At 66.2% G+C, this 25447-nt stretch carries 23 protein-coding genes; 10 read left to right on the top strand and 13 right to left on the bottom strand.

The window, feature by feature from the left end:
- Window positions 1–137 precede the first annotated feature (137 nt).
- From D2N39_RS12905 to D2N39_RS12895, 3 genes are read left to right on the top strand one after another with little or no spacing between them, the layout of a single operon-like run.
- Window positions 138–1388, top strand: a complete 1251-nt coding sequence (locus D2N39_RS12905) for a DoxX-like family protein (protein ID WP_119135194.1) — start codon at window positions 138–140, stop codon at window positions 1386–1388.
- On the top strand, window positions 1388–1855 hold the full coding sequence (locus tag D2N39_RS12900; protein WP_119135193.1) for a DUF2269 family protein: 468 nt from the start codon (window positions 1388–1390) through the stop codon (window positions 1853–1855). The genes D2N39_RS12905 and D2N39_RS12900 overlap by 1 nt, the downstream gene beginning before the upstream one ends.
- 8 nt (window positions 1856–1863) lie before the next feature.
- Window positions 1864–2397: an adenine phosphoribosyltransferase gene (locus D2N39_RS12895; RefSeq protein WP_108129427.1), complete on the top strand. Its 534-nt coding sequence runs from the start codon at window positions 1864–1866 to the stop codon at window positions 2395–2397.
- A 274-nt stretch (window positions 2398–2671) separates the two neighbouring features.
- On the opposite strand, the gene D2N39_RS12890 is transcribed toward D2N39_RS12895, so the two are convergent.
- From D2N39_RS12890 to coxB, 10 genes are all read right to left on the bottom strand, one after another.
- Complete coding sequence (locus D2N39_RS12890) at window positions 2672–4066, bottom strand: FAD-binding oxidoreductase (protein WP_119135192.1); 1395 nt, start codon at window positions 4064–4066, stop codon at window positions 2672–2674.
- Window positions 4067–4138: 72 nt separating this feature from the next.
- On the bottom strand, window positions 4139–4723 hold the full coding sequence (locus D2N39_RS12885) for a GNAT family N-acetyltransferase (protein ID WP_119135191.1): 585 nt from the start codon (window positions 4721–4723) through the stop codon (window positions 4139–4141).
- Window positions 4723–5982: a M16 family metallopeptidase gene (locus tag D2N39_RS12880; RefSeq protein ID WP_119135190.1), complete on the bottom strand. Its 1260-nt coding sequence runs from the start codon at window positions 5980–5982 to the stop codon at window positions 4723–4725. The genes D2N39_RS12885 and D2N39_RS12880 overlap by 1 nt, the downstream gene beginning before the upstream one ends.
- A complete protein-coding gene (gene thrC / locus D2N39_RS12875) occupies window positions 5979–7364 on the bottom strand; it encodes a threonine synthase (RefSeq protein ID WP_119135189.1) in 1386 nt (461 codons plus the stop codon). Before thrC ends, D2N39_RS12880 begins: the two co-directional genes overlap by 4 nt.
- Before the next feature lie 9 nt (window positions 7365–7373).
- The gene (locus D2N39_RS12870; protein WP_119135188.1) at window positions 7374–8039 is read right to left on the bottom strand and encodes an SURF1 family protein; all 666 of its coding nucleotides are present in this window, start codon (window positions 8037–8039) and stop codon (window positions 7374–7376) included.
- 91 nt (window positions 8040–8130) lie between these two features.
- A complete protein-coding gene (locus tag D2N39_RS12865) occupies window positions 8131–8934 on the bottom strand; it encodes a cytochrome c oxidase subunit 3 (RefSeq protein ID WP_119135187.1) in 804 nt (267 codons plus the stop codon).
- Between the two features lie 21 nt (window positions 8935–8955).
- The gene (locus tag D2N39_RS12860) at window positions 8956–9531 is read right to left on the bottom strand and encodes a cytochrome c oxidase assembly protein (protein WP_119135186.1); all 576 of its coding nucleotides are present in this window, start codon (window positions 9529–9531) and stop codon (window positions 8956–8958) included.
- Window positions 9531–9746, bottom strand: a complete 216-nt coding sequence (locus D2N39_RS12855; RefSeq protein WP_119135185.1) for a hypothetical protein — start codon at window positions 9744–9746, stop codon at window positions 9531–9533. The genes D2N39_RS12860 and D2N39_RS12855 overlap by 1 nt, the downstream gene beginning before the upstream one ends.
- A 1-nt stretch (window position 9747) precedes the next feature.
- A complete protein-coding gene (gene cyoE / locus D2N39_RS12850; RefSeq protein WP_119135184.1) occupies window positions 9748–10692 on the bottom strand; it encodes a heme o synthase in 945 nt (314 codons plus the stop codon).
- A gap of 77 nt (window positions 10693–10769) precedes the next feature.
- Window positions 10770–11657 carry a cytochrome c oxidase subunit II gene (gene coxB / locus D2N39_RS12845; protein WP_119135183.1) on the bottom strand — a complete coding sequence of 296 codons (888 nt, stop codon included), beginning with the start codon at window positions 11655–11657 and terminating at the stop codon, window positions 10770–10772.
- Between the two features lie 175 nt (window positions 11658–11832).
- On the opposite strand from coxB, the gene tldD reads away from it, so the two are divergent.
- On the top strand, window positions 11833–13254 hold the full coding sequence (tldD, locus tag D2N39_RS12840) for a metalloprotease TldD (RefSeq protein WP_119135244.1): 1422 nt from the start codon (window positions 11833–11835) through the stop codon (window positions 13252–13254).
- Between the two features lie 170 nt (window positions 13255–13424).
- Here the strand turns inward: tldD and D2N39_RS12835 are convergent, their stop codons facing one another.
- Window positions 13425–13904 carry a VOC family protein gene (locus D2N39_RS12835; RefSeq protein ID WP_119135182.1) on the bottom strand — a complete coding sequence of 160 codons (480 nt, stop codon included), beginning with the start codon at window positions 13902–13904 and terminating at the stop codon, window positions 13425–13427.
- 83 nt (window positions 13905–13987) lie between these two features.
- Window positions 13988–16327, bottom strand: coding sequence for a Tex family protein (locus D2N39_RS12830; protein WP_119135181.1), 2340 nt, complete (start codon window positions 16325–16327; stop codon window positions 13988–13990).
- Window positions 16328–16579: 252 nt separating this feature from the next.
- Between D2N39_RS12830 and D2N39_RS12825 the strand changes: the two genes are divergently transcribed.
- The 6 genes from D2N39_RS12825 (at window position 16580) to D2N39_RS12800 (ending at window position 24372) form a co-directional block, all read left to right on the top strand.
- Window positions 16580–17545: a TAXI family TRAP transporter solute-binding subunit gene (locus tag D2N39_RS12825; RefSeq protein ID WP_407645568.1), complete on the top strand. Its 966-nt coding sequence runs from the start codon at window positions 16580–16582 to the stop codon at window positions 17543–17545.
- Window positions 17546–17635: 90 nt separating this feature from the next.
- Window positions 17636–19726, top strand: a complete 2091-nt coding sequence (locus D2N39_RS12820) for a TRAP transporter permease (RefSeq protein WP_119135180.1) — start codon at window positions 17636–17638, stop codon at window positions 19724–19726.
- Between the two features lie 3 nt (window positions 19727–19729).
- Complete coding sequence (locus D2N39_RS12815) at window positions 19730–20101, top strand: DUF1850 domain-containing protein (protein WP_119135179.1); 372 nt, start codon at window positions 19730–19732, stop codon at window positions 20099–20101.
- The gene (gene lhgO / locus D2N39_RS12810) at window positions 20098–21297 is read left to right on the top strand and encodes an L-2-hydroxyglutarate oxidase (protein ID WP_119135178.1); all 1200 of its coding nucleotides are present in this window, start codon (window positions 20098–20100) and stop codon (window positions 21295–21297) included. Before D2N39_RS12815 ends, lhgO begins: the two co-directional genes overlap by 4 nt.
- 7 nt (window positions 21298–21304) lie before the next feature.
- Window positions 21305–23044: a sensor histidine kinase gene (locus tag D2N39_RS12805; RefSeq protein ID WP_119135177.1), complete on the top strand. Its 1740-nt coding sequence runs from the start codon at window positions 21305–21307 to the stop codon at window positions 23042–23044.
- Window positions 23041–24372, top strand: coding sequence for a sigma-54-dependent transcriptional regulator (locus tag D2N39_RS12800; RefSeq protein ID WP_119135176.1), 1332 nt, complete (start codon window positions 23041–23043; stop codon window positions 24370–24372). The genes D2N39_RS12805 and D2N39_RS12800 overlap by 4 nt, the downstream gene beginning before the upstream one ends.
- Window positions 24373–24375: 3 nt before the next feature.
- On the opposite strand, the gene purU is transcribed toward D2N39_RS12800, so the two are convergent.
- Complete coding sequence (purU, locus tag D2N39_RS12795; protein ID WP_119135175.1) at window positions 24376–25260, bottom strand: formyltetrahydrofolate deformylase; 885 nt, start codon at window positions 25258–25260, stop codon at window positions 24376–24378.
- Window positions 25261–25447: the final 187 nt, after the last annotated feature.

The raw sequence follows: 25447 nt of genomic DNA, 5'->3' as shown, positions 1-25447 counted from the left end.
CGCCCCCAAGGGAATCCTGCGGAAACGCGCGTAACACGCGAGGGCAACAGGGAAAAGACGCAATTGCCCTGCAACGGCGCATCGCTTGGCATCGCAAGTCCGCATGGGTAGTCTGGGCCGCGATCAAGGCATGGGTGATGCGCGTGAAGGTTCTGGTTCTGGGCGCCGACGGGTTCATCGGACGGCATATCGCCTTCGCCCTGCGCGAGGCGGGGCATGAGGTCATCGCCTCCGCCCGGCGGGTGGAGCGTTTGCAGGCCATGGGCTTTCGCACGCTCCGCGCCGATCTGACCGATCCGGCCAGCCATGCGCCCGGCTTCTGGGCCGAGGCGCAGGATTGTGCGCTGGTCAATGCCGCGGGCCTGCTGACCGGACCCGAGACCGCCTTTGCCGCCGTGCATGACCATGCACTGCGCGCCGTGCTGGCGGCGGTGGCGGGGCCGTGCCTGCATGTCTCGGCCATCGGAATCGAGGCAGACACGCCTTTCGCCCGCTGGCGCCGGGTGTCAGAGCAGGTGGCGCTGGCCGCTTGCGCCATGGTATTGCGCCCCGGTCTGGTCATGGCCGAGACCAGCTATGGCGGCACCTCGGCGTTGCGCGGCTTCGCTGCCCTGCCCTTCGTCACGCCGGTTGTGGGAACAGGCGCACAGCCGTTCAACCCGATCCATGCCGCCGATCTAGCCACCGTGATTGCCGAGATGCTGGCAGAGCCACAGCCGGGGGTGTGGGAGATCGGCGGACCGGAGGTTCTGACCCAGGCCGAACTTGCGACCGGCCTGCGCCGCTGGCTGGGCCTGCGCCCCGCGCCGGTCTGGCGCGTGCCGGGCGCGCTGGCGCGGCTGGCCGGACGCGTCGGCGATGCGCTGCGGCTGGGGCCGGTTTCGACCACCGCGCTGCGGCAGCTTGAACAGGGCGTGCAGACCGATCCCGCGCCGCTGCTGGCGCGGCGGGCCACGCGCCCACGCAGCTTCACCGCCTTTCAATTCGCCCGGCCCGCAGGCACGCAAGACCTGTGGCAGGCGCGGCTTTACCTGCTGAAACCGCTGATCCGGCTGACACTGGCGGTGATGTGGCTGGTTTCGGCCGCTTTGGGGCTGTTCCTGCCGGGCAGTACTTTCCTGCCCCACCTGCCCGCTTTGCCCGAGGGGCTGGCGCTGGCCATGGCCCGTGCGGGCGGGCTGGCCGATCTGGCGCTGGGGCTGGCCCTGTTGCGCGACTGGCGGCCGGGATTGGTGGCGCGGGCACAGGTCGCGCTGGTCCTGGCCTATACGGCTGGCCTGTCCCTGCTGGCCCCTGCACTGTGGCTCGACCCGTTCGGCGGGCTGTTGAAGAACCTGCCGGTGCTGGCGCTGCTGCTGGTGCATCTGGCGCTGGCGGAGGAACGGTGATGGACCCTTATTTGCTGGCGAAATGGCTGCATGTGCTGTCCTCGACCGTGCTGTTCGGCACCGGCATCGGCACGGCCTTTGCAATGGTCTGGGCAATGCGGTCGAACCGGGCCGAGGTGGTGGCGCATGTGGCGGCCGGGGTTGTGGTGGCCGACTGGCTGTTCACCCTGCCCTCGGGCGTGGTGCAGCCACTGACCGGGCTTTGGCTGGTGCGCGAAACCGGGCGCGGCTGGAACGAAGGCTGGCTTTTGCTGACCTATGCCGCCTATCTGCTGGCGCTGACCTGCTGGCTGCCGGTGGTCGCGCTGCAATACCGCATCCGTGATCTGGCCCGTGCCGCCGCCCCCGGCCCGCTGCCCGCCGCCGCAGTCCGGGCCTTCCGGCTTTGGTTCGTCCTCGGCTGGCCTGCCTTCGCCGCGCTTGTCGGCGTGTTCTGGCTGATGATAGTGAAACCCGACCTGTTCTGAGAGGCCCCATGTCCAAGACCGTCAAGGATTACATCCGCACCATCGTCGATTTCCCGCATGAGGGCATTCTGTTCCGCGATGTGACGACGCTGTTCGCCGATCCGCGCGGCTTCCGCATGGCGATCGACCAGTTGCTGCACCCCTATGCGGGCACCCGCATCGACAAGGTTGTGGGGCTGGAGGCGCGGGGCTTCATCCTGGGCGGCGCGGTGGCGCATCAGCTGACCACCGGCTTCGTGCCGATCCGCAAGAAGGGCAAGCTGCCGGGGCAGACCATCGCACAGGCTTACAGTCTGGAATATGGCGAGGCGGTGGTGGAGGTGCATGACGACGCGATCCAGCCCGGAGAAAAAGTGCTGCTGGTCGATGACCTGCTGGCCACCGGCGGCACTGCCGAGGCCGGGATCAAGCTGGTAGAACGATTGGGCGGCGTGATTGTCGGCTGCGCCTTTGTGGTGGACCTGCCCGATCTGGGCGGCCGTCGCAAGCTGGAGACGATGGGCATGGAGGTCCATGCCCTGTGTGCCTTCGAAGGGTTGTGAGGCAACGCGGTTAACCCGCCCTTAACCCGAATCGTTGCAAGTCTTGGTCATGGGGCCGGAACCGGCCTCGGGCGCTGCTTGCACAGGTGACCCAATCCTGACCCCAGCCCCGTCGGATCGAATGTCCGGCGGGGTTTTCTCATCCCGCCCGGCCCTCGGGGGCATCGAGCCCCCTCATGCCGACTGCCGTGGACAGCGGTCACCGGGCACTTTCACCCTGCCATTTGCAGGTGGCGCTGTCGGCATGGATATTTACGCCAAGGTCAAAATACCGTCAGGCGCGCAGCACGGCGCCGGGGTTCAGGATGCCCAGCGGATCCAGCGCGGTCTTGATCGCGCGCATGGCGGTCAGCTTCACCGGATCGCCATAGGTTTCCAGATCCTTCACCTTCAGCCGTCCGATGCCGTGTTCGGCGCTCACCGAACCGTCGAAACCATCCACGAGGTCATGGATGCAGGTCTTCACCGCATCGCGCAGGCTGTCATATTCCGCGCGCTTGCGGCCTTTTGCAGGGAAGACATTGTAGTGCAAATTCCCGTCCCCCAGATGCCCGAAACAGTTGATGCGGAAATCCCCCAGCCGCGCCAGTGCGGGTGCGGCTTCCGCCAGAAAAACCGGGATCGCCGAGAGCGGCAGGGCAATGTCATGGCTGGAGATCGAACCGATCCGCCGGTTCGCCTCGGGAATGGTTTCGCGCAGGGTCCAGAATTCCAACCGCTGGGTTTCGGATTGCGCGATCACGCCATCCAGAACCAGATCCCCTGCCGCCTCGTAAAGCGCCATCAGCGCCTCGGTTGCATCCAGCGCGGCGGGCAGGCCGATGTCGATCAGCACACACCACTCCGGGGCCTCGGCGAAAGGCTGGCGCAGGTCGGGCATGGTTTCGGCAAGGAAATCAAGGCCCTGCCGGTGGATCAGCTCGAATCCCGAAACCATACCGGGCAACTGGCTTTCAGTCAGCGACAGCAGCGCCAGTGCCGCCTGAGGGTCGGGAACCACGAACAGAGCGGCGCCGGTGACGGCAGTGCGCGGAAAAAGCTTCAGGCTGGCGGCCGTAATCAGGCCCAGCGTGCCTTCCGCGCCGATCAGCAGGTGGCGCAGGTCATAGCCGGTATTGTCCTTCCTCAGCCGTTTCAGCCCGTGGAATACCGTGCCATCGGCCAGCACCGCCTCGACCCCGAGGCAGAGGTCACGCGCATTGCCATAACGCAGCACATTCACCCCGCCCGCATTGGTGGCCAGATTGCCGCCGATCCGGGCCGACCCTTGCGAGGCCAGCGTCAGCGGGAACATGCGGTCCACCGCTCCGGCCGCCGCATGGAGGTCAGTGAGAATGGCGCCCGCCTCGGCCACGATGACGTTCTCCTGAGGGTGAATGGCGCGGATCGCGGTCATCCGTTCAAACGACAGGATCAGTGGCAAGGGGCCATCCGGCATGACCTGCCCACCGACAAGGCCGGTGCCGCCACCCAGCGGGACGATGCCGACCCGCGCCGCCGCACAGGCGCGCATAAGTTGAGAAACCTCGGCCGTGCTGCGCGGCACGGCGACAGCGGCCCCCTGCCCGCGCCAGCGGCCGCGCGGCTCTTCCAGGTCGGCGGGACGCACCGGGCGCAACAGTTCTTCGGGCAGGCTGGCCAGAAAGCCCTCATCGGCGGGGTTGAGCATCACACTCTCCATCTGCGCGCAAATTCGTTGCGAACGAATTTGCAAATTTCTTTGCAAGAAATTTGCCCCGGCTCAACCGGCATCGGTGCGGCCACGGCGGTCGCTGCGCAAGTTGGCGTAAAGCACATGGTTGCGCCAACGACCCGCGATTTGCAGATAGCTTTGCGCCACGCCTTCATATTTGAAGCCGCATTTTTCCAGCACCCCGCGCGAGGCAGCATTTTCCGGCAGGCAGGCGGCCTCGATCCGGCTGAGGTCCAGCGTGGTGAAAGCATGATGCACGATGGCGCGGATCGCCTCGCGCATGTAGCCGCGCCGGGCATAGCGCTCGCCGACCCAATAGCCCAGCGTTCCGGCCTGCACCGGACCCCGGCGAATGTTGTCCAGCGTGATCGCCCCCAGCAGCACCTGATCGTCCCGCCGGATCATCAGGACGGGCAGCGCCGTGCCTTGAGTCTCGGCCCGTCTGGCCCAATAGACGCGGTTGGTGAAGGCCTTGCGGCTGAGGTGGTCATGCGCCCAGACGGGTTCCCAGGGCGCAAGGAAAGCGGCGCTTTCGGCGCGCAGGTCAGACCAGGCGCGGTAGTCCGAATGCTGCGGCAGGCGGAGCGTCATCCGCTCCGTCTCGATCCTCAGTTTTGCCCTGAGGCCGATCATCAGGCGGCGAGCCTGTCGCGGATCGCCTCCAGCCCCGGCGCGCGTTCGACCGGGCCGTAAAGCGCCAGTGCGGCCGGGGCCCCGGTCAGTGTCCCGGCATAGCGGCGCACATCGGCGGTCGAGACCGCGTCGATCTTCGCAACCGCCTCTTCCACCGGCGGCACACGGCCCCAGATCGACAGCAGCCGCGCATTGCGTTCGGCGCGCGTCGAGGGGCTTTCCAGCCCCATCAACAACCCGGCCTTCAGCTGTGCCCGCGCGCGCGCGACCTCGGCCTCGGTCATGTCATCGGCGGCGCGTTTCAGCTCGTCCAGCGTCAGCGCGGTCAGATCGCCGATCTCTTCCTCCGAGGTGCCGGCATAGATCGTGATCGAGCCGGTGTCCTCATAGGCGCCGGATTGCGCAAAGATGGAATAGCACAGGCCGCGTTCCTCGCGGATCTTCTGGAACAGGCGCGACGACATGCCACCGCCCATCGCCATGGAATAGACCTGCGCGGTGAACACGTCGGGGTCCCGGTAGCCGGGGGATTCCAGGGCAAGCGCGAAATGCACCTGCTCCAGCCCCTTGACCTCGCGCCGCTCGCCGCCGCCGAAGCGGGCGGTTTCCAGCTTCGGCAAGCCGACGGGGCGCAGCGCGCCGAAGATCCCGGTCGCCTGGGCCACGATGGCATCATGGTCCACCCCGCCCGAGGCGGAGAGGATCATCTGGTCGGGGCCGTAATGTTCGGCCACGAAGCGACGCAGATCGGCACGGCCAAAGGCAGAGACGCGCTCGGCCGGGCCGAGGATGGTGCGGCCGAAGGGCTGATCGGGGTAGCTGACTTCCTGCAACCAGTCGAAGATGATGTCATCGGGCGTATCCAGCGCCTGACCGATCTCTTGCAGGATCACATGCCGCTCGGTCTCGATTTCCTTCGCGTCGAACACCGGGTTCAGCACGATGTCGGAAATCACATCCAGCGCCAGCGCCACATCGGCCGAGAGGACACGCGCGTAATAGGCGGTCATCTCCTTCGAGGTATAGGCGTTGATGTAACCGCCCACATCCTCGATTTCCTCGGCAATCCGCAGGGCACTGCGCTTTTCGGTGCCCTTGAAGGCCATATGTTCAAGGAAATGCGCGATGCCGTTCTGTTCGGCCCGTTCATGCCGCCCGCCGGCGGTGACCCAGATGCCGACCGAGGCGGATTGCAGCCCCGGCATATCCTCGGTCACGATGCGCAGGCCGTTGGGCAGGGTAGTGATGCGAAGCGTCAACGCGCGATCCTTTCGCGGACGAGGGTTTGCAGCGCGGCGAGGTCATTGGGCACCCGTGTCACCCGTTCGGGCCGGTCGAACAGATCCGCCATGCGCGGCGGCAGCGCCGGGCGCAGGCCCGTCGCCTGTTCCACCGCATCGGGGAATTTCGCGGGATGGGCGGTGGCCAGCGTGATCATCGACACCGCGCCCAGATGATCTTGCGCCACCTTCACGCCAACGGCGCTGTGCGGACACAGAAGCTCGCCGGTCGCGGCGCGTTCGGCGCGGATGGTCGCCAGCGTCTCCTCCTCCGAGCAGCGGCCCGAGGTGAAGGTGGCGCGCAGGCTTTCCAGCGCGCCCTGGCTGATGCGGAAGCCGCCCGATTTCATCTCGTCCATCAACTGCGCCACGGCGGCGCCGTCGCGGCCATAGGCATCGAACAGCGCGCGTTCGAAGTTCGACGAGACCTGAATGTCCATCGAGGGGCTGATCGAGGGTTTCACCCCGTTCGTCTCGTAGGCGCCGGATTTCAGCGCGCGGTCCAGAATGTCGTTCTGGTTGGTGGCGATCACCAGTTCCGCAATCGGCAGGCCCATGCGCTGCGCGATATAGCCCGCGAAGATGTCGCCGAAATTGCCGGTCGGCACGGTGAAGCTGACCTTGCGATGCGGCGCGCCGAGGCTGGTCGCGGCCGAGAAGTAGTAAACCACCTGCGCCAGCACCCGCGCCCAGTTGATGCTGTTCACACCCGCCAGTCGCACGCCGTCGCGGAAGGCGTGGTCGTTGAACATGTCCTTGAGCCGCGCCTGACAATCATCGAAATCGCCATCCAGCGCCAGCGCATGCACATTCGCCTCGGTCGGCGTGGTCATCTGGCGACGCTGCACCTCGGATACGCGGCCATGCGGGAACAGGATGAACACATCCACATTCGCCAGCCCCTTGAAGGCCTCGATCGCGGCAGAGCCGGTATCGCCGCTGGTCGCGCCGACGATGGTGATGCGCTCACCCGACTTGGCCAGCGCCGCCTGCATCATCTGACCGATGATCTGCATGGCGAAATCCTTGAAGGCCAGCGTCGGCCCGTGGAACAGCTCCAGCAGAAAATGATTGGGCGCAAGCTGCTTGAGCGGCGCGCGCGCCGGATGGCCGAAGCCCTGATAGGCCTTGGCGATCAGGCTGCGAAACTCGGCTTCCGAAAACAGGTCGCCCATGAAAGGGCGCATCACACGGAAGGCGATTTCCTCATAGGGCAGACCCGCCAGCGCGGCGATATCATCGGCCGTGAATTGCGGCACGGTCTCGGGCACATAAAGCCCCCCGTCACGCGCCAGCCCCGTCATCATCGCTTCGCCGAAAGTCAGAACGGGCGCCTGCCCGCGGGTCGAGATATAGTGCATCGCCTCGCCTCATGCGTTCCGGCGTCTGATACGCCAGAGAAACAGAACTGTCATCCCCGCCCATGCGACCGCAAGCAGAAACCAGGTCAGCGCATAGCCCAGATGATCGTTGGGAATACCCGAAGTATCGACCGGCAGCGGCGCGATTTCCGGCACGACTGGTTCACGCGCGACAATCAATGTCGGCTCTGTGCCAAGCTTGGCCGCCATGGCCGGCACATCGCGGGCAAACCACAGGCCCGTCACCGGATTCGGTTCGGGCGTGAAGCTGTCTTTTTCCTCGGGCCAGTGCAGGTTGCCCACCACGCGCGCGGGGCCTTGCGGCAGGTCCAGCGGTTCACCATCCGGCACGAAGCCCAGATCGACCAGCACGCGGCGCCCGCCGGTCTCCAGCACGCCGATCAGCCGGTGCCCCGGCCCCACCAGTTTGCGCGAGGCCAGCACCTTCAGCCCCTCGCCGGTCATCCGCCCTTCGGCCACCACCGGCAGATAGCGGTCACGCGGGGATTCGGGATGATCAGGCAGCGGCACCGGCGCGGCGGCAATGCGGGCCTCTATCTCGGCCAGCACGCCTTCCTTCCAGTGCAGGCGCTGCATCTGCCAGGAACCCAGCCCGATCAGGATGGCGCAGCCGACAAGGCCGAACAGCAACGGCAGGATCATGCGGCGGGTCATCGGAGCCTCGGAAAAAAGAAAAGCGCGCGCCTTTTACAAGGCCCGCGCCCGGGATGGAAGGGCGCCGGGTCGTGTGACCCGGCACCGGGGATCAGCCCTGACCCCAGACGTAGATCGCGGCGAAGAGGAACAGCCACACCACGTCCACGAAGTGCCAGTACCAGGCAGCCGCCTCGAAGCCGACATGCTGTTCCGGGGTGAAGTGGCCCTTCAGCGCACGGATCAGGCAGACGGTCAGGAAGATCGTGCCGATCACGACGTGGAAGCCGTGGAAGCCGGTCGCCATGAAGAAGTTCGCGCCATAGATATTGCCGGCAAAGCCGAAGGCGGCGTGGCTGTATTCATAGGCTTGCAGGATGGTGAAGAACACACCGAGGATGATGGCCAGCGCCAGACCGTTCACCAGATCCTTGCGGTTGTTCTCATGCGCAAGCGCGTGGTGCGCCCAGGTCGCGGCCGCACCCGAGCACAGCAGGATCAGCGTGTTGATCAGCGGCAGGTGCCAGGGGTCGAAAGTCTGGATGCCTTCCGGCGGGAACACGCCGTCAACGATGGGCGACATCGGCCCCATCGGATACATGGCATGTTTGAAGAAGCTCCAGAACCAGGCGGCGAAGAACATCACTTCGGACATGATGAACATGACCACGCCATAGCGCAGGCCGATGCGCACGACCGGCGTATGATCGCCTTCCTGCGCTTCTTTCACCACATCGGCCCACCAGCCGAACATGACGTAAAGCACCATGACGAAGCCGATCAGCCCCATCCACGGACCCGAGCCGTGCATCCACAGCACCGCACCGAACAGCATGACGAAGGCACCGACCGAGCCGAGGAACGGCCAGATCGACGGTGGCAGAACGTGGTAATCGTGGTTCTTGGCGTGAGCCATTGGAGGTCCCTCGTTGTCTTGTCAGTTTACCGCGCCCGTCGAGGGGGCGGCCAGCGCAGCCTGACTTTCGGGCAGCGCGGTTTCGTGGAACGTGTAGGACAGCGTGATTTCCTGCACGAATTTGCCTTCCGGGTCTTTGACGATCTCGGGATCGACATAGAACGTCACCGGCATGATCGCGGTTTCGCCCGGTGCCAGCACCTGCTCGGTAAAGCAGAAACAGGCGATCTTGGTGAAATAGCCCCCGGCGGAATCCGGGGTGACGTTGTAGCTGGCGGTGCCTGCCACGGTGCGGTCGGTCGGGTTATGCGCCTCATAGAAGGCGAGGCCGGTTTCCCCGATCTTCAGCCGCATGGAATGCTGCTGCGGCTTGAAATCCCAGGGCATACCCGCCTCTTTCGACGCGTCGAAACGCACAAGGATCTCGCGGTCCAGCACCACATCCGACGCAGTGGTGGCGACCGAAGTGGTGCCCGCAAAGCCGGTCACGCGGCAGAACCAGTTGTAGAACGGCACAGCCGCGAAGCTGAGCGCGCCCATGGTCAGCACGACGCCGACAAGCAGACCTGCGGTGCGTCCGGGCGAACGGTTGCTCATCAGTTGCTTCCCCCCTGCTGTTGGCCACCCTGCGGCAGCGGCACCAGTTCCGGCCGCACCACATGGTCAAAAGCCTGCATCGGATCACCGCGCGTGACTTTCACGACGGTCAGACCGAAGACCAGCACCACGAAGGCCACCAGAACGAGACCAAGGCCAACATTGCGGCCAAAGCGGCGGCGATGCAGGTCGTGGGTGGGTTTGAGTGTCGCCATGTCACCAGTCTCCGAAACCGTAGGAATGAAGCGCCGCCTCGGCCAGAAGCGCCACGAAATGCAGGAAGAGGTAAAGCAGCGAGAATTTGAACACCGCCTTTTCGGTGGCATAGCCATCGGCCTCGGCCGCAGCCTCGTCCCGGCGCCAGATCTTCCACGCACCCCAGAGGAAGCCCGCGTTCAGCACGGCAGACACCGCCAGATAGACCGGGCCGCCGATCGAGGTGAAGCCAGTCGCCAGCGCGAAGGGCACAAGCGCGACCGTGTAGACGAGGATATGATTGCGGGTGACCCGCTTGCCATGCGTCACGGTCAGCATGGGCACACCGGCCTTTTCGTAGTCGCTGTTCATGAACAGCGCCAGCGACCAGAAATGCGGCGGCGTCCACATGAAGATCAGCATGAACATCAGCACCGCCTCGACGCTGATGCTGCCGGTCGCGCAGACCCAGCCGATCATGGGCGGGAAAGCCCCCGCCGCACCACCGATCACGATGTTCTGCGGGGTCGAGCGTTTCAGCCACATCGAATAGACGACGGCGTAGAAGAAGATGGTGAAGGCCAGCAGCAGCGCCGCCAGCGTATTGGCGGCAAGCCACAGCATCATCACTGCAAGGCCCGACAGCGCCAGACCGAATCCCAGCGCCTCGCCCGGCTGCACGAGGCCCGCCGGAATCGGACGCCCCTTGGTGCGGCGCATCACCTGGTCGATATCGGCATCCCACCACATGTTCAGCGCGCCCGAGGCCCCGGCCCCCAGCGCAATGAACAGCACGCAGGTAAAAGCCACCAGCGGGTGCAGCGAGACAGGCGCGACCAGCAGGCCGACCAGCGCGGTAAAAACCACCAGCGACATGACACGCGGCTTCAGAAGCGCCACGAAATCGCCGAAGCCAGCCTCGGCCGGTCCGGTATCGCTCAGGCTGTTGGCATGGATATCGCTCATATCCGGCTGTCCCTTGGTGGGATCGGGCGGCGGCACCCCGAAGGTCCGCCGCCCGATCGCAAAGTCACATCAGTCGATCAGTTGTTCGCGGCGACCTGCACGGCGGCAGGGGCTGCGATGGACGACAGCTGCACGTCGCCCGCCTTGGCCTTGGCCAGCCATTCGGCATATTTCGCCTCGGACACGACCTTGACGGTAATCGGCATGTAGGCGTGGTCCTTGCCGCAGAGTTCCGAACACTGACCGAAGAACACGCCCTCGATGTCGGCCTTGAACCACAGCTGCGCCAGACGGCCCGGCACCGCGTCCTGCTTCACGCCGAAAGCCGGGATGGTCCAGGAATGGATGACGTCGGCGCCCGTCACCTGCATCACGACGGTCTTGCCGACCGGCACGACGACGGCGGTATCGGTCGCAAGCAGATAGTCGGTTTCATCGTAGCCATATTGCGCGAGCTGGTCTTTCTCCAGCTTGAAGCTTTCAAATGCGACCGGATCGGTCCCGTCGTTTTCCGGGGTGATGCCGTCCTGCACATATTCATAGCCCCAATACCACTGGTAGCCCGTCACCTTGATGGTGATGTCCGCCACCGGAATTTCTTGCTGCTTGAACAGGATCGGCAGCGAGTAACCACCGATCACCAGCAGGATCACAATCGGCACGGCGGTCCAGAGGATCTCGATCGGGGTGTTGTGGGTAAAGGTCGCGGGCTTCGGATTGGCGCGGCGATTGAACCGGACGAAGCAATAGACCATCAGCGCGGTCACGAAGAGCACGATGGCGGTGATGATGACCAGAATGAAGTGATCCAGCCAGTGAATATCCGCCGCCAGTTCCGTCGCCGCCGGCTGGAAGCCCAGCTTGCCATCCACCGGACGGCCGATCACCGGCAGGTCCTGTGCCAGCGCCACACCGGCGACGGCCATCGCGGCCACACCGGCAGCGAGACCCGAAAGGTTCTTCATGAGTCGCATCTTTCTATCCCGTTCGAAGTGCGGCTTATCGTCCGCTTTTCGGCCATGCCCGTTGTGCGGGCAGAATCCCGTTGTTTCTTCTTGTGTTGAAACCATATTAGGCAGGAAACGACAAGCAAAACCGTGCGACACTCGGTCGCCGTTTGACATGGATCAAGGACTTCCCATGACAGCCAACGCCTTCCGCCCGTTCGACATGTCGCTGGATGAGGCAGCGGCGCTGGCCATACTGCGACAGGCTGTCGCAGGGGCAGAAGATGGCGAGCTTTTCCTCGAACGCCGCCGGTCAGAAGCGCTGGTTCTGGATGACGGCAGGGTGAAAACCGCCTCCTACGATGCCTCCGAAGGGTTCGGGCTGCGCGCCGTCCGGGGCGAGGTCGCAGGTTATGCCCATTCGACCGAAATCTCCGAAGCCGCCATGCGCCGTGCTTCTGAGACCGTGCGGCTGGCGGTGGGGGATGGCGGCGGCGTGATGGCCCCGCCCCCCAAGGGCACCAATGCCCGCCTCTATACCGATGCCGACCCGATGCTGGACGCAAGCTTCGCCGCCAAGATCGACGTGCTGAAGGAAATCGACGCCTATGCCCGCGGCCTCGACCCGCGCGTGATCCAGGTTTCCGCCACCATCAGCGCCGGTTTGCAGGAGGTGGAGATCCTGCGCCCCGAGGGGCTGCGCTTCGCCGATGTCCGCCCGATGGCGCGGCTGAACATCTCGGTCATCGTCGAACAGGCCGGGCGGCGCGAGTCGGGCGGCATGGGCGGTGGCGGCCGTTTCGGCCTTGCCACCCTGCTGGACCCCGGCCACTGGCAACCCGTCGCGCGCGAGGCGCTGCGCATCGCGCTGGTGAACCTTGAGGCCGAACCCGCCCCGGCGGGCGTCATGGACATCGTGCTTGGCCCCGGCTGGCCCGGCATCCTGCTGCACGAGGCCATTGGCCACGGGCTTGAGGGCGATTTCAACCGCAAGGGCACTTCGGCCTTCGCCGGTCTGATGGGCCAGCGCATCGCCGCCCCCGGCGTCACCGTGCTGGACGATGGCACCCTGCCCGACCGGCGCGGCTCGATCTCGGTCGATGACGAGGGCACGCCTTCGAACCGCACCGTCCTGATCGAAGATGGCATCCTGACCGGCTACATGCAGGACCGCCAGAATGGCCGCCTGACCGGCACCGCCAGCACCGGCAACGGGCGGCGCGAAAGCTTCGCCCATATCCCGATGCCGCGCATGACCAATACCTACATGCTCGGCGGCGACACCGATCCGGCGGCGATCCTTGCCGATCTGAAAGACGGCATCTGGGCCGTGGGCTTCGGTGGCGGGCAGGTCGACATCACCAACGGCAAGTTCGTGTTCTCCTGCACCGAGGCCTACCGGGTGAAGAACGGCAAGGTCGGCGCCCCGGTGAAAGGCGCCACCCTGATCGGCGACGGCGCCACCGCCCTGCGCAACATTCGCGCCATCGGCAATGACATGAAGCTCGACCCCGGCATCGGTAATTGCGGCAAGGCCGGGCAATGGGTGCCGGTGGGCGTGGGGCAGCCGACCCTGATGATCGGCGGGCTGACCATCGGCGGCTCGGCGGCCTGAGACGAAGAAAGGGGGCTGTCTGCCCCCCTCTGAGCCTTCGGCTCATTCACCCCCCGAGGATATTTGCGGACAGAAAATGGACGAGCGGAACATCTGAAATTTTTCTGTCGAAAAATATCCTCGGGGGTGAGCCCCGCAGGGGCGAGGGGGCAGACAGCCCCCTCTCCTCGTCAGCCACGTCGTGCGGCGTCGATGGCGGCGACGTCGATCCGGGTCATGTCCATCATCGCGGCAAAGGCGCGCGCAGCCTCTGCGCCGCCCGCAGCCAGCGCCTCGGTCAGGGTGCGGGGGGTGATCTGCCAGTTCATCCCCCAGCGATCCTTGCACCAGCCACAGGCACTTTCCCGGCCACCGTTCCCGACAATGGCATCCCACAGACGGTCAGTTTCCGCCTGATCCTCGGTGGCGATCTGCAAGGAAAACGCCTCGGTTTGCGGGAAGGCAGGGCCGCCGTTCAGCCCGAGGCAGGGCAGACCGCAGATGGTGAATTCCACCGTCAGCACATCCCCCGCCTTGCCTGACGGATAATCGCCGGGCGCGCGATGCACCCTGCCCATGTGGCTGTCGGGAAAGGTGGCGGCGTAAAACCGCGCCGCCGCCTCGGCCTCGTTGTCGAACCAGAGACAGAGCGTTGCCTTGGGTTGTGTCATGGCCTGTCCTTTCGCAAGACTGCAAAGGCGCAGTCTGGCATCCTTTGAACAGGTTGCGAAGCGCCGCGATCAGGGATGCGCGGTCAGCGGCCGAACTTGCCCTTCAGCGCATCGGCAAAGGCATTGCCGCCCGAGCCGCCGGCGCCCCCTTTCGGACCCGAGGACATCGGCCCGCGCGGTGCGGGCTTGCCCCCCTTCGGCCCCTGCGGCCCGCGTTCGGCGGCGCGTTCCCGCGCGCTGTCGCGGGCATCGGCACTGTCCTTGCGCATGGTCAGGCCGATGCGCTTGCGCGGCACATCCACCTCGACCACCCGCACCTTCACCACATCGCCCGCCTTCACCACCTCATGCGGGTCTTTCACGAAACGGTCGGCAAGCTGGCTGACATGCACCAGCCCGTCCTGATGCACGCCGATATCCACAAAGGCGCCAAAAGCCGCGACATTGGTCACCGTGCCTTCCAGCATCATGCCGGGTTTCAGGTCCTTGATGTCTTCCACCCCGTCAGTGAAGCTGGCGGTCTTGAAGCTCGGACGCGGATCGCGACCGGGCTTTTCCAGTTCCGACAGGATGTCCTGCACGGTGGGCAGGCCGAATTTCGCGTCGATGAAGTCGCGCGGGTTCAGACGTTTCAGGGCGGCGCTGTCGCCCATCAGGGCGCGGATGTCACAGCCGCAGGCAGTGACGATACGGCGCGCCACGTCATAGGCTTCGGGGTGCACCGACGAGGCATCCAGCGGTTCCTTGCCGCCGGTGATGCGCAGAAAGCCCGCCGCCTGTTCAAAGGCCTTCGGCCCCAGCCGCGCGACCTTGAGCAATTCGCGCCGGGTGGCGAAAGGCCCATTGGCGTCACGATGCGCCACGATGCTTTCCGCAAGCCCCGGCCCCACGCCCGACACCCGCGCTAGAAGCGGCGCGGAGGCAGTGTTGAGGTCAACACCGACCGCATTCACCGCATCTTCGACCACCGCATCCAGTTGCCGGGCCAGCCGGTGCTGATCGACGTCATGCTGATACTGGCCGACACCGATGGATTTCGGCTCGATCTTCACCAGTTCGGCCAGCGGGTCTTGCAACCGCCGCGCGATGGAGACCGCGCCGCGCAGGCTCACGTCCAGCCCCGGAAATTCCTTCGCCGCCAGTTCCGACGCGGAATAGACCGAGGCGCCCGCCTCGCTGACCACCACCTTGACAGGCTTTTCGCCGGGCAGATGCGACAGCAACTCTGCCACCATCTTTTCCGTCTCGCGGCTGGCGGTGCCGTTGCCGATGGCGATCAGCTTCACCCCGTGTTTCGCAATCAACTGCGCAATTGCCACCTGCGCGCCACGCAGGTCATTCTTCGGCTGGAACGGATAGACCGTATCGGTCGCCAGAAGCTTGCCGGTCGCATCCACCACCGCCACCTTCACCCCGGTGCGGATGCCGGGATCGAGGCCCATCGTGGCCTTGCCCCCCGCCGGGGCCGCCAGCAGCAAATCCTTGAGGTTGCGGGCAAAGACGCGGATCGCCTCTTCCTCGGCCCGGTCACGCAATTCGCTCATCAGGTCGAGCGTCAGCGAGGTTTTCAGCTTCACCCGCCAGGCCCAGCTTGCCGCCTCGCGCAGCCACTGGTCGCCCGCGCCGGTGCTACCTGCCTGAAGCGCGGCGCCGCACATCCGTTCGGCGGGTGACTGGCCACGCGGGGCCTCGGCATCAATTTCCAGATCGAGGGTCAGCACCCCTTCGTTGCGACCGCGCAGCATGGCCAGCACCCGGTGCGAAGGCGCAGTTTCCCATTTTTCGCGGTGATCGAAGTAATCCGAGAATTTGGCGCCCTCAGCCTCTTTCCCGGCGACCACGCCCGCCTTGATCTCGGACACCTGTTTCATGTGCCCGCGCAAACGGCCCAGCAAATCGGCGTTTTCGGCCAGACCTTCGGCCACGATGTCGCGCGCGCCTTCCAGCGCGGCCTTCACATCCGGCACCGCCTCGGTGATGTAGCCTGCCGCCAGCGTGGCGGGATCGGCGGCACGGTCGGCCAGAATGGCCTCGGCCAGCGGGCCAAGTCCGTTCTCACGTGCGATCATGGCACGGGTGCGCCGCTTGGGCTTGTAGGGCAGATAGATGTCTTCCAGTTCGGCCTTGGTTTCGGCCTTGGCGATGCTGGCGGCCAGATCATCGGTCAGCTTGCCCTGTTCGGTGATCGAGCCGAGGATGGCCGCACGCCGCGCCTCCATCTCGCGCAGATAGGTCAGACGGTCGGCCAGCGTGCGCAACTGCGTGTCATCCAGCCCGCCCGTCACCTCTTTGCGGTAGCGCGCAACGAAGGGCACCGTGGCGCCGCCGTCCAGCAGTTCAATGGCAGCCCCGACCTGCGCGGGCTGCGCCCCGATCTCGCGGGCGATGACAAGGGGAATGCGGCGCACGGCGTCCTGAATCACTGATGGCTCCGTCAGAATGTGGGAGCGCGACCATAGCCCCACCGCCCCCGAAGACAAGACCACCTCGACGTGCGGGCTGGCGAAATACCGCCGCGGCACTGGCGGCGGATTGCGACGAATATGCCTGTCACATGGCCGTGAACGGTTGTCAGGCAAGGCCGCTTTGTGAAACCCTTCGCCCGTTGCCCCCGTGAGGAGACGGGGCTGAACCAAGGGCCGCAGGCGATGTGGCCCGCAAAGGGAGGATACCACATGACGAAATCCATGGGCGGATTGCGCCGTTTCCGCATGGCCATGCTGGCCGGTGCCGTGGCGCTAAGCCCGGCCGCCGTGCAGGCCGACCAGTTCATCAACATCCTGACCGGCGGCACCTCGGGCGTCTACTATCCGATCGGGGTCGCGCTGTCGAAAATATATGGTGAGGGCATCGAAGGCGCCCGCACCCAGGTGCAAAGCACCAAAGCCAGCGTGGAGAACCTGAACCTGCTGCAACAGGGCAAGGGTGAATTCGCCATCGCGCTTGGCGACTCGGTCAAGATGGCCTGGGAAGGCAACGAGGAAGCGGGTTTCAAGGCGCCGCTGTCCAAGCTGCGCGGCATTGCCGCCGCCTATCCGAACTATATCCAGATTGCGGCCTCGGCGGATTCGGGTGTCAAGACGCTGGCCGATCTGAAGGGGAAAAGCCTGTCGGTCGGTGCCGCGAAATCGGGGACCGAACTGAACGCCCGCGCCATCCTTGCCGCCGCAGGCATGAGCTATGACGATCTGGCCAAGACCGAATACCTGCCCTTCGCGGAATCGGTCGAACTGCTGAAGAACCGCCAGCTTGACGCGACGCTGCAATCGGCCGGTCTGGGCGTTGCTTCGCTGAAGGATCTGGCGACCTCGCTGCCGACCTCCATCGTGGCGGTTCCGGCCGATGTGGTGGAAAAGCTGGGCGCGCCCTATGTCGCTGCCACCATCCCGGCGGGCACCTATGAGGGTCAGGCCGAGGACGTGCCGACTGCCGCCGTCATCAACTTCTTCCTGACGCATGAGGATGTGTCGGAGGAAACCGTCTACCAGATGACCAAGCTGCTGTTTGAAAATCTGCCGGAGCTGGTGGCGGCGCACAAGGCTGCCGGGGCGATCTCGCTGGAAAACGCGATGCAGGGCATGCCGTTGCCGCTGCATCCGGGCGCCGAGCGTTACTATCGTGAAGCTGGTCTGATCAAGTAACCAAGGCCCGCCTCGCTGCGATCACGGCGCGCGCTTTGCGGTGCGCGCCGGTTTCGCACCCTGACCCCATTTCCCCGAGGGCATGACGCCATGACCACCCCCTCTCCCGCCGCGGCCGAGGCTGCGAACGCGACATTCCACGATCCGCTGGCCGAAGGATTCCCCCCCTCTGCTCAAGGGCGGCTGCTGTTCTGGATCGCCGTCGTCTTTTCCGCCTTCCAGATCGCCACCGCCGCGCATCTGATCGACATGCCAAGCCAGGTCGTGCGCGCCGTGCATGTGGGCTTCCTGATGCTGCTGGGCTTTCCGCTGCTGGCGCTGGCCAAGGGGGCCGCACCCTCGATCCGCCTGCTGGCCTGGGGCCTTGCGGCCGCCGGGGTCGCGGTCGCGCTGTATCAATGGTGGGAATATGTGCCGCTTCTGATGCGGGCGGGCGATCCCTTGCCGCGCGACATCGCCTTCGGCACGCTGGCCATCGCACTGACCTTTGCCGCCGCCTGGGCGATGATGGGGCCGGCGCTGCCGGTCATCGCGGGGATGTTCCTCGCCTATTGCCTGTTCGGGCAACACCTGCCCGCGCCGCTGGATCATCGCGGCTATGATTTCGCGCAGGTGATCGACCATATGGGCTTTGGCACCGAAGGCATCTACGGCGTGCCGACCTATGTAAGCTCCAGCTACATCTTCCTGTTCATCCTGTTTGGCGCCTTTCTGGAAAAGGCCGGGATGATCAAGCTGTTCACCGATGTCTCGCTGGGTCTTGTCGGGCACAGGATGGGCGGCGCCGCCAAGGTCGCGGTGCTGTCCTCGGGGCTGATGGGCACGATTTCGGGCTCCGGCGTCGCCAATGTGGTGACCACCGGGCAATTCACCATCCCGCTGATGAAGCGCTTCGGCTATCGACCCGCCTTCGCAGGCGGGGTGGAGGCCACGGCCTCGATGGGCGGGCAGATCATGCCCCCGGTCATGGGCGCCGTCGCCTTCATCATGGCGGAAACGCTGGGCGTCGAATATGTCGAGGTGGTGAAGGCCGCGCTGATCCCGGCAATCCTTTATTTCGCCGCAGCCTTCTGGATGGTGCATCTTGAAGCCGGGCGGATGAACCTGCGCGGCCTGACGGCGGCGGAACTGCCCTCGCCCCGCAAGGCGCTGCGCGAGGGCTGGCATCTGATCCTGCCGCTGGCGGTGCTGGTCTGGCTGCTGTTTTCCGGCTACACGCCGCTGTTCGCGGGCACCGTGGGGCTGGGGCTGACCGTCATGCTGATCCTTGGCGCCTCGGTGGCACTGGGTCTGCCTGCGGGCGCGATCCGCTATATCTTCTGGATCGGGCTGGGCCTCATCGCCGCCGCCTTCCTGAAATTCGGCATCCATATCGTCGCGCTGGCGGTGGCCGGGCTGGTGGTGGCGAATATCTTTGTCGCGGGGGGCCGCAAGACGCTGGCCGATGTGCGCGACGCGCTGGCCGATGGCGCCCGCACCGCGCTGCCGGTGGGCATCGCCTGCGCGCTGGTGGGCATCATCATCGGCACCATGACGCTGACGGGTGCCGCCAATACCTTTGGCCAGTTCATCGTGGGTGTGGGGGAAAAGAGCCTGTTCCTCAGCCTGATCCTGACCATGATCACCTGTATCGTGCTGGGCATGGGCATCCCGACCATTCCGAATTACATCATCACCTCTTCCATCGCCGGGCCGGCGCTGCTGGAGCTTGGCGTGCCGCTGATCGTCAGCCACATGTTCGTGTTCTACTTCGGCATTCTGGCGGATCTGACGCCGCCGGTGGCGCTGGCCTGCTTTGCCGCCGCCCCCATCGCCAAGGAGCGCGGGCTGACCATCAGCCTCAACGCGGTGAAGATCGCGGCGGCGGGCTTCGTCATCCCCTTCATGGCAGTCTACACGCCCGCGCTGATGTTGCAGAATGGCGGGCCGCTGGCCTCGGAAATCGGCTATATCCCGGCCGTCGCCTATATCGTGCTGAAAGCGGTGCTGGCGATCGGGCTTTGGGGGGCTGCGGTCATCGGCTGGCTGGGCCACAGGCTCGCGGTCTGGGAACGGGTGCTGGCCATGGTGGCGGCAGCGGCGCTGATCGCGGCGCTTCCGGCCTCCGACCTCGCGGGCTTCGGGCTTTGCGCCGCTTTCGCCGCGCTGATGTGGCGCGCCCGTGGCACCCGCACGGCCTGAGCCATGGCAAGCTGCCTGATCGCGGGGGCGATGACACTCGCCCTCGCCTCGCCCGGCTTCACGCTGAGCTGGACGCATTCGGTTGAAAAGATCATCTGGCGGGAAAGCTGGGCCATCACCGGAACCGGGCTGCGGCTGACCGAGGCCGCCGTCAAAGGCTCCGGCGCGGGGATGGAGCCGGGCGACGGCGCCATCCTGCGGAATGGCTGGTGGGTCTGGGTGCCCGACCTGCCGGAACAGGCGGAGCTGCACCTTGCCGCCTCGGGCGCCACCGGCGCGGGCTGGCGATTGTGTGACAGCGCCGGAACATGCCATGACATCGGGGCAGAGCCGGGCCACGCCCTGCGCCTTGCCCCCTGCGGAGCGACCGAATGACCGAGACAGCCGATATTGCCATTCTGGGCGGCGGCATCGTGGGGCTGGCCACCGCGCTGACCCTGCAATCCCGCCTGCCCGGCGCGCGGATCGTGGTTCTGGAAAAGGAAGCCGCCCCCGCGCTGCATCAAACGGGGCGCAATTCCGGCGTGATCCATGCCGGGGTCTATTACGCGCCCGGCAGCCTGAAGGCCCGCTTTTGCCGCGAAGGGGCCGAGGCCACCCGTGCCTTCTGTGACGAACACGGCCTGCCGCATGAAACCACCGGCAAGCTGATCGTGGCGACGGGCGAGGACGAACTGCCCCGGATGCGCGCCCTGCTGGCGCGCGCGCAGGCCAATGGCATCGCCATTTCCGAAATCGCCGCGACCGAGGCGCAGGCATGGGAGCCGAATATCCGTGTCGCCGGGGCGCTGTGGTCCCCCGATACCGGCATCGTGGATTTCGGCGCGGTGGCGCGGCGGATGGCCGATCTGTTCACCGAACGCGGCGGCGCGATCCGGCTGAACACCCGCGTCACGGCGGCCTCGGAAGATGCCGCCGGCATCCGGCTGACCACGCCCTCGGGCGAGGTGCATGCCGGGCGCGCGGTGATCTGCGCGGGCCTGCATGCCGACCGGATGGCCGCGGCGATGGGGCTGGACCCCGTCTTCCGCATCATCCCGTTCCGGGGCGAATATTTCCGCATCCGGAACCAGCCCGCCGATCTGGTGCGCCGGCTGATCTATCCGGTCCCCGACCCCGAACGCCCCTTCCTTGGCGTGCATCTGACGCGCAAGATGGATGGCGGGTTCACCGTGGGGCCGAATGCCGTGCTGGCCATGAAACGTGAGGGCTATGCCAAGACCGACATCTCGCCCGCCGATCTGGCGGCGACCTTCGGCTGGCCGGGGTTCTGGCGCATGCTGGGCCGCAACCTCGGCCCGGCACTGTCCGAGCTTTCGGCCTCGGCGCTGCGGGGGCTTTATCTGAAGAAGGTGCAACGCTACTGCCCGCGCATCACCGGCGCCCACCTCACGCCCTATCGGGCGGGGGTACGGGCGCAGGCGGTGGCGCGCGACGGGAAGCTGATCGACGATTTCCTGTTCTTGCGCGGGCGACATTCGCTGCATGTCTGCAATGCCCCCTCGCCCGCCGCCACCTCGGCCCTGCCCATTGGCGCCCATATCGCCGATCAATTGCTGGCGGAGGGCTGAGCCACCCATGTCCGCACCCCGCCCGATCCTGCTGCCCGTCCTTGCCGCGATCCTCGCCGCCGCACTGGCTTTCGCGGCGGCGGAACGGCTGGGCTACCGGGCGGCGGCCGAGGGGCTGGACCAGTCGCTCTTGCTGACCGCACGCGCGGTGGAGGCCGAGATCGGCCGCTTCCGCGCCCTGCCGGATGTGGCGGGCGAAGATGCGCGCATCCGCGCCGCATTGGCCGATCCGGCCGGGATCAACAACGCGAACCTTTATCTGGAACGTATCGCCGCCCATACCGGCGCCGACATCTACCTGATCGCCGCCAACGGCCGCACCATCGCCGCGTCAAACTGGAACCGGCCCGAAAGTTTCGTCGGGCAGGACTATAACTTCCGGCCCTATTTTCGCGATGCCATGGCCACTGGCCGGGGCCAGTTCTATGCCATCGGGGTAACCACCGGCATCCCCGGCTATTTCCTGTCGCGCCGGATCGACACGCCGCACAAGGGCGTGCTGGTGGTGAAGATCGACCTACGACCCTTGCAGGCGACATGGCAGGCCGCCGGGCTGGAAACCGCGCTGGCGGATGCTGATGGCATGGTGTTTCTCTCGGGCCGTTCAGACTGGCTTTACCGCCCGCTTTCGCCGCTGCCGCAGCCGGTTCTGGACAAGATCGCGCGCGAACGCACCTGGGTCGGCACCGATCCCGCCGGGGCGACGCCCCTGCTGCGCGCCGATGCGCCGGACGGCTTTCTGGGCGGCGCGGGCTGGATTGGCCGCGATGCGCCGCTGCCCGCCGAAGGTTGGCGCCTGATCGCCGCCACCCCTTCCGCCACCATCACCGCCATGGCCGCCGTCTGGGCGGCGGTGGCGGCCCTGGCAACACTGGCGCTGGCAGGGGCCGCCATGGTCTGGCAGCAGCGGCGGCAAATCCTCGCGCTGCGGCTGTCGCAATCGGAACGGCTGGAGGCGATGGTGACGGAACGCACCGCCGATCTGGCGCGCGAGGTCGAGGCGCGGCGGCAGGCCGAGAACGACCTGCGCGCGGCGCAGGAGGGCCTGATCCATGCCGAGAAGATGGCCGCGCTTGGCCGCATGTCTACCGCCATCGTGCATGAGATCAGCCAGCCGCTTGCCGCGATGGAGGCGACGCTGACGGCGGCGGAAATCACGCTGCCCGCCGGTGAAAGCCGCACCGCCCCGCGCCTCGCCACCGCCAAAGGTCTGATCCGCCGCATGCAGCGCACCATCAAGCATCTGAAAAGCTTTGGCCGGAAAGAGCCGGGCGAGCGGCGGCTGACCGATCTTGGCCCGGTCATCGCCTCGGCCATCGAACTGGTCACGCCGCGCGCCCGTGCGGTCGGGGTCAGCCCGGTTTTCGTGGCACCGGATGTGCCGCAACTGGTGATGGCGGGCGTGGTGCGGATGGAACAGGTGGTGGTGAACCTGCTTCTGAATGCACTGGACGCGGTGGAAGGCTGCACAGGTGCTGCAATCACCGTGACGCTGGACAGTACGGGCGAAACCGTCTGCATCCGCGTCACCGACACCGGCCCCGGCATTGCACCCGAGGATCTGCCCCGCGTGGCCGAGCCGTTCTTTTCCACCAAGCCCGGCGGCGCGGGGCTGGGTCTTGGCCTGTCGATCTGTCGTGCCATCGTGGGTGAGTTCGGCGGCGCGCTGACGCTGGCCTCGGAACCCGGTCGCGGCACCGAGGTCACCGTCACCCTGCCCGCCGCAACTGCCGAGGCCGCCGCATGACTTCCGCCACCCTGTCCCCCGCCCGCCTGTTCATCGTCGAGGATGACGCCGATCACCTTGCCGCGCTTTGCGACCTGCTGGATGCCGCCGGCCATGTGCCGCAGGGCTTTTCAAGCGCAACCGAGGCGCTGGCGGCGCTGGACACCGCGACGCCCGCGCTGATCCTCACCGATCTGCGGATGCCGGGCATGGATGGCATGGCGTTCCTGCGCGCGGTGAAGGCCCTGCCGGAACGCGACCTGCCGGTCATCATGCTGACCGGCCACGGCGATGTGGTGCATGCGGTGGAGGCGATCCGGGCCGGGGCCGAGGATTTTCTGGAAAAGCCCTATGATGCGGCGCATCTCGTCATGGTCATCGCGCGGGCGCTGGCGGCGCGGGCCACACGGGCCGAGGTGGCGCGGCTGCAAGGTGCGCTGGCCGGGGACGGGCCGGAAATCCTTGGTGAAAGCCGCCCCATCCGCGCCCTGCGGGATCGTATCGCGGCACTGGCGCCGCTGGATATTGACGTGGTGATCACTGGTGAGACCGGCACCGGCAAGGAACTGGTGGCCCGCGCCCTGCATGACGGCAGCCCGCGCGCGCGCGGCCCCTATGTCGCGGTGAACTGCGCCGCCCTGCCTGACAGCATGGTGGAAACCCTGATGTTCGGTCATGCCGAAGGCGCCTTTCCCGGCGCCGGCCCTGCCCGCCCCGGCAAGCTGGAGGCAGCGCAGGGCGGCACGCTGATCCTTGACGAGGTGGAGGCGCTGGCGCCCCCCGCACAGGCAAAGCTTCTGCGCGCGCTTCAGGAACGCAGCGTCGAACGGCTGGGCGAGGTGACGGCGCGGGCGCTGGATCTGCGTGTCATCGCCATATCGAAAACCGATCTGCGGGCGGCGGCACAGGCGGGCAGTTTCCGCCCCGATCTGTTTTACCGCCTTGCAGGCGCCGAGATCGCCACGCCACCCTTGCGCGAAACCGGCGAGGACATCGCGCTGATCTTCAGCCATTACGCCCAGCTTGCCGCCCGCCGCTATGGCCGCCCCGACCCGGAGCCGGGCTGGGCCTTCCGGCGCGAGTTGCTCCGGCGCGGCTGGCCCGGCAACATGCGCGAGCTGAAGGCGGCGGCGGAGGCCTTTGCGCTGGGCCTGCTGGATCTGCGCGCCGACGACACGCCCGCGCTGCCCGATACCACGCTGGCCGACCGGGTGGCGGCCTTCGAGGCGCGCGAGATCGCCGCAGCGCTGGACCGCTTTCGCGGCAATACCCTGCGGGTGGCCGATCACCTTGGCCTGCCGCGCCGCACCCTGAACGACAAGATGCGGCGCTACGGTCTGGGCGGCTGAACCTCAGCCCATCCGTTCCGAGGCGTAAGACCCCGGCGAGGCCGGGAACACGACCGTCTTGTTGCCGTTCAGGAAAGAGCGGTGGTGGATATGCGCATGGATCGCCCGCGCCAGCACCTGCGCCTCGACATCGCGGCCAAGGCTGACGTAATCCTCGGCGCTTTGCGCATGGGTAATGCGCACGATGTCCTGTTCGATGATCGGGCCTTCATCCAGATCGGCGGTCACATAATGCGCCGTCGCCCCGATCAGCTTCACCCCGCGTTCATAGGCCTGCTTGTAGGGATTGGCCCCCTTGAAGGAGGGCAGGAAGGAATGGTGGATATTGATGATCTTGCCCGACATCTTCTTGCACAGCGCATCCGACAACACCTGCATGTAGCGCGCCAGCACCACAAGCTCGGCCCCCGTATCCTCGACCACGGCCATCAGCTGCGCCTCGGCCTGCGGCTTGTTGTCCTTTGTGACCTTGATGCAATGGAACGGCAGGTCATGGTTCACCACGACCTTCTGATAGGTCATATGGTTCGACACCACGCCCACGATGTCGATGGGCAGCGCGCCGATGCGCCAGCGATACAGCAGGTCGTTCAGGCAGTGTCCGAAGTTCGACACCATGAGCAGCACCTTCATGCGCTCGGCCTGATCATGGATCGCCCAGTCCATCGCAAAGGGCTCTGCCACGGCGGCGAAGCCCTCGCGCAAAGCCGCCAGCGCGGCGCCGGTTTCGGGGCGAAAGCTGATGCGGGCAAAGAATTTGCCGGTCAGCGCATCGTCGAATTGCGCGGAATCGGTGATGTTGCAGCCGCTGTTCGCAAGGAAAGTGGAAACCGCCGCAACGATCCCGCGACGGGATTCGCACTGCACGGTCAGCACATAGGTGGTCATGCCGGATGTCCTTTCAGGAGGAGGAGGGCCGGAACCGGGGACATCCGGCGCCGACAGATGCCGGAACGGCGCATCCCTGCCCGCCCGAGACCTGACGAAAGGGATACCACGATCACGTCATCCGGCAAGATTGCCAAGCGACACCCGCGCGTTCGCAATCGCCATGGTATCGGCCAAAACCGCCTTC

Source organism: Gemmobacter lutimaris (genome assembly GCF_003570715.1).
GTDB classification, from domain to species: Bacteria; Pseudomonadota; Alphaproteobacteria; order Rhodobacterales; family Rhodobacteraceae; genus Gemmobacter; species Gemmobacter lutimaris.
The sequence above is the reverse complement of the archived record's forward strand: the minus strand, read 5'-3'. Positions and strand labels throughout refer to the sequence as shown.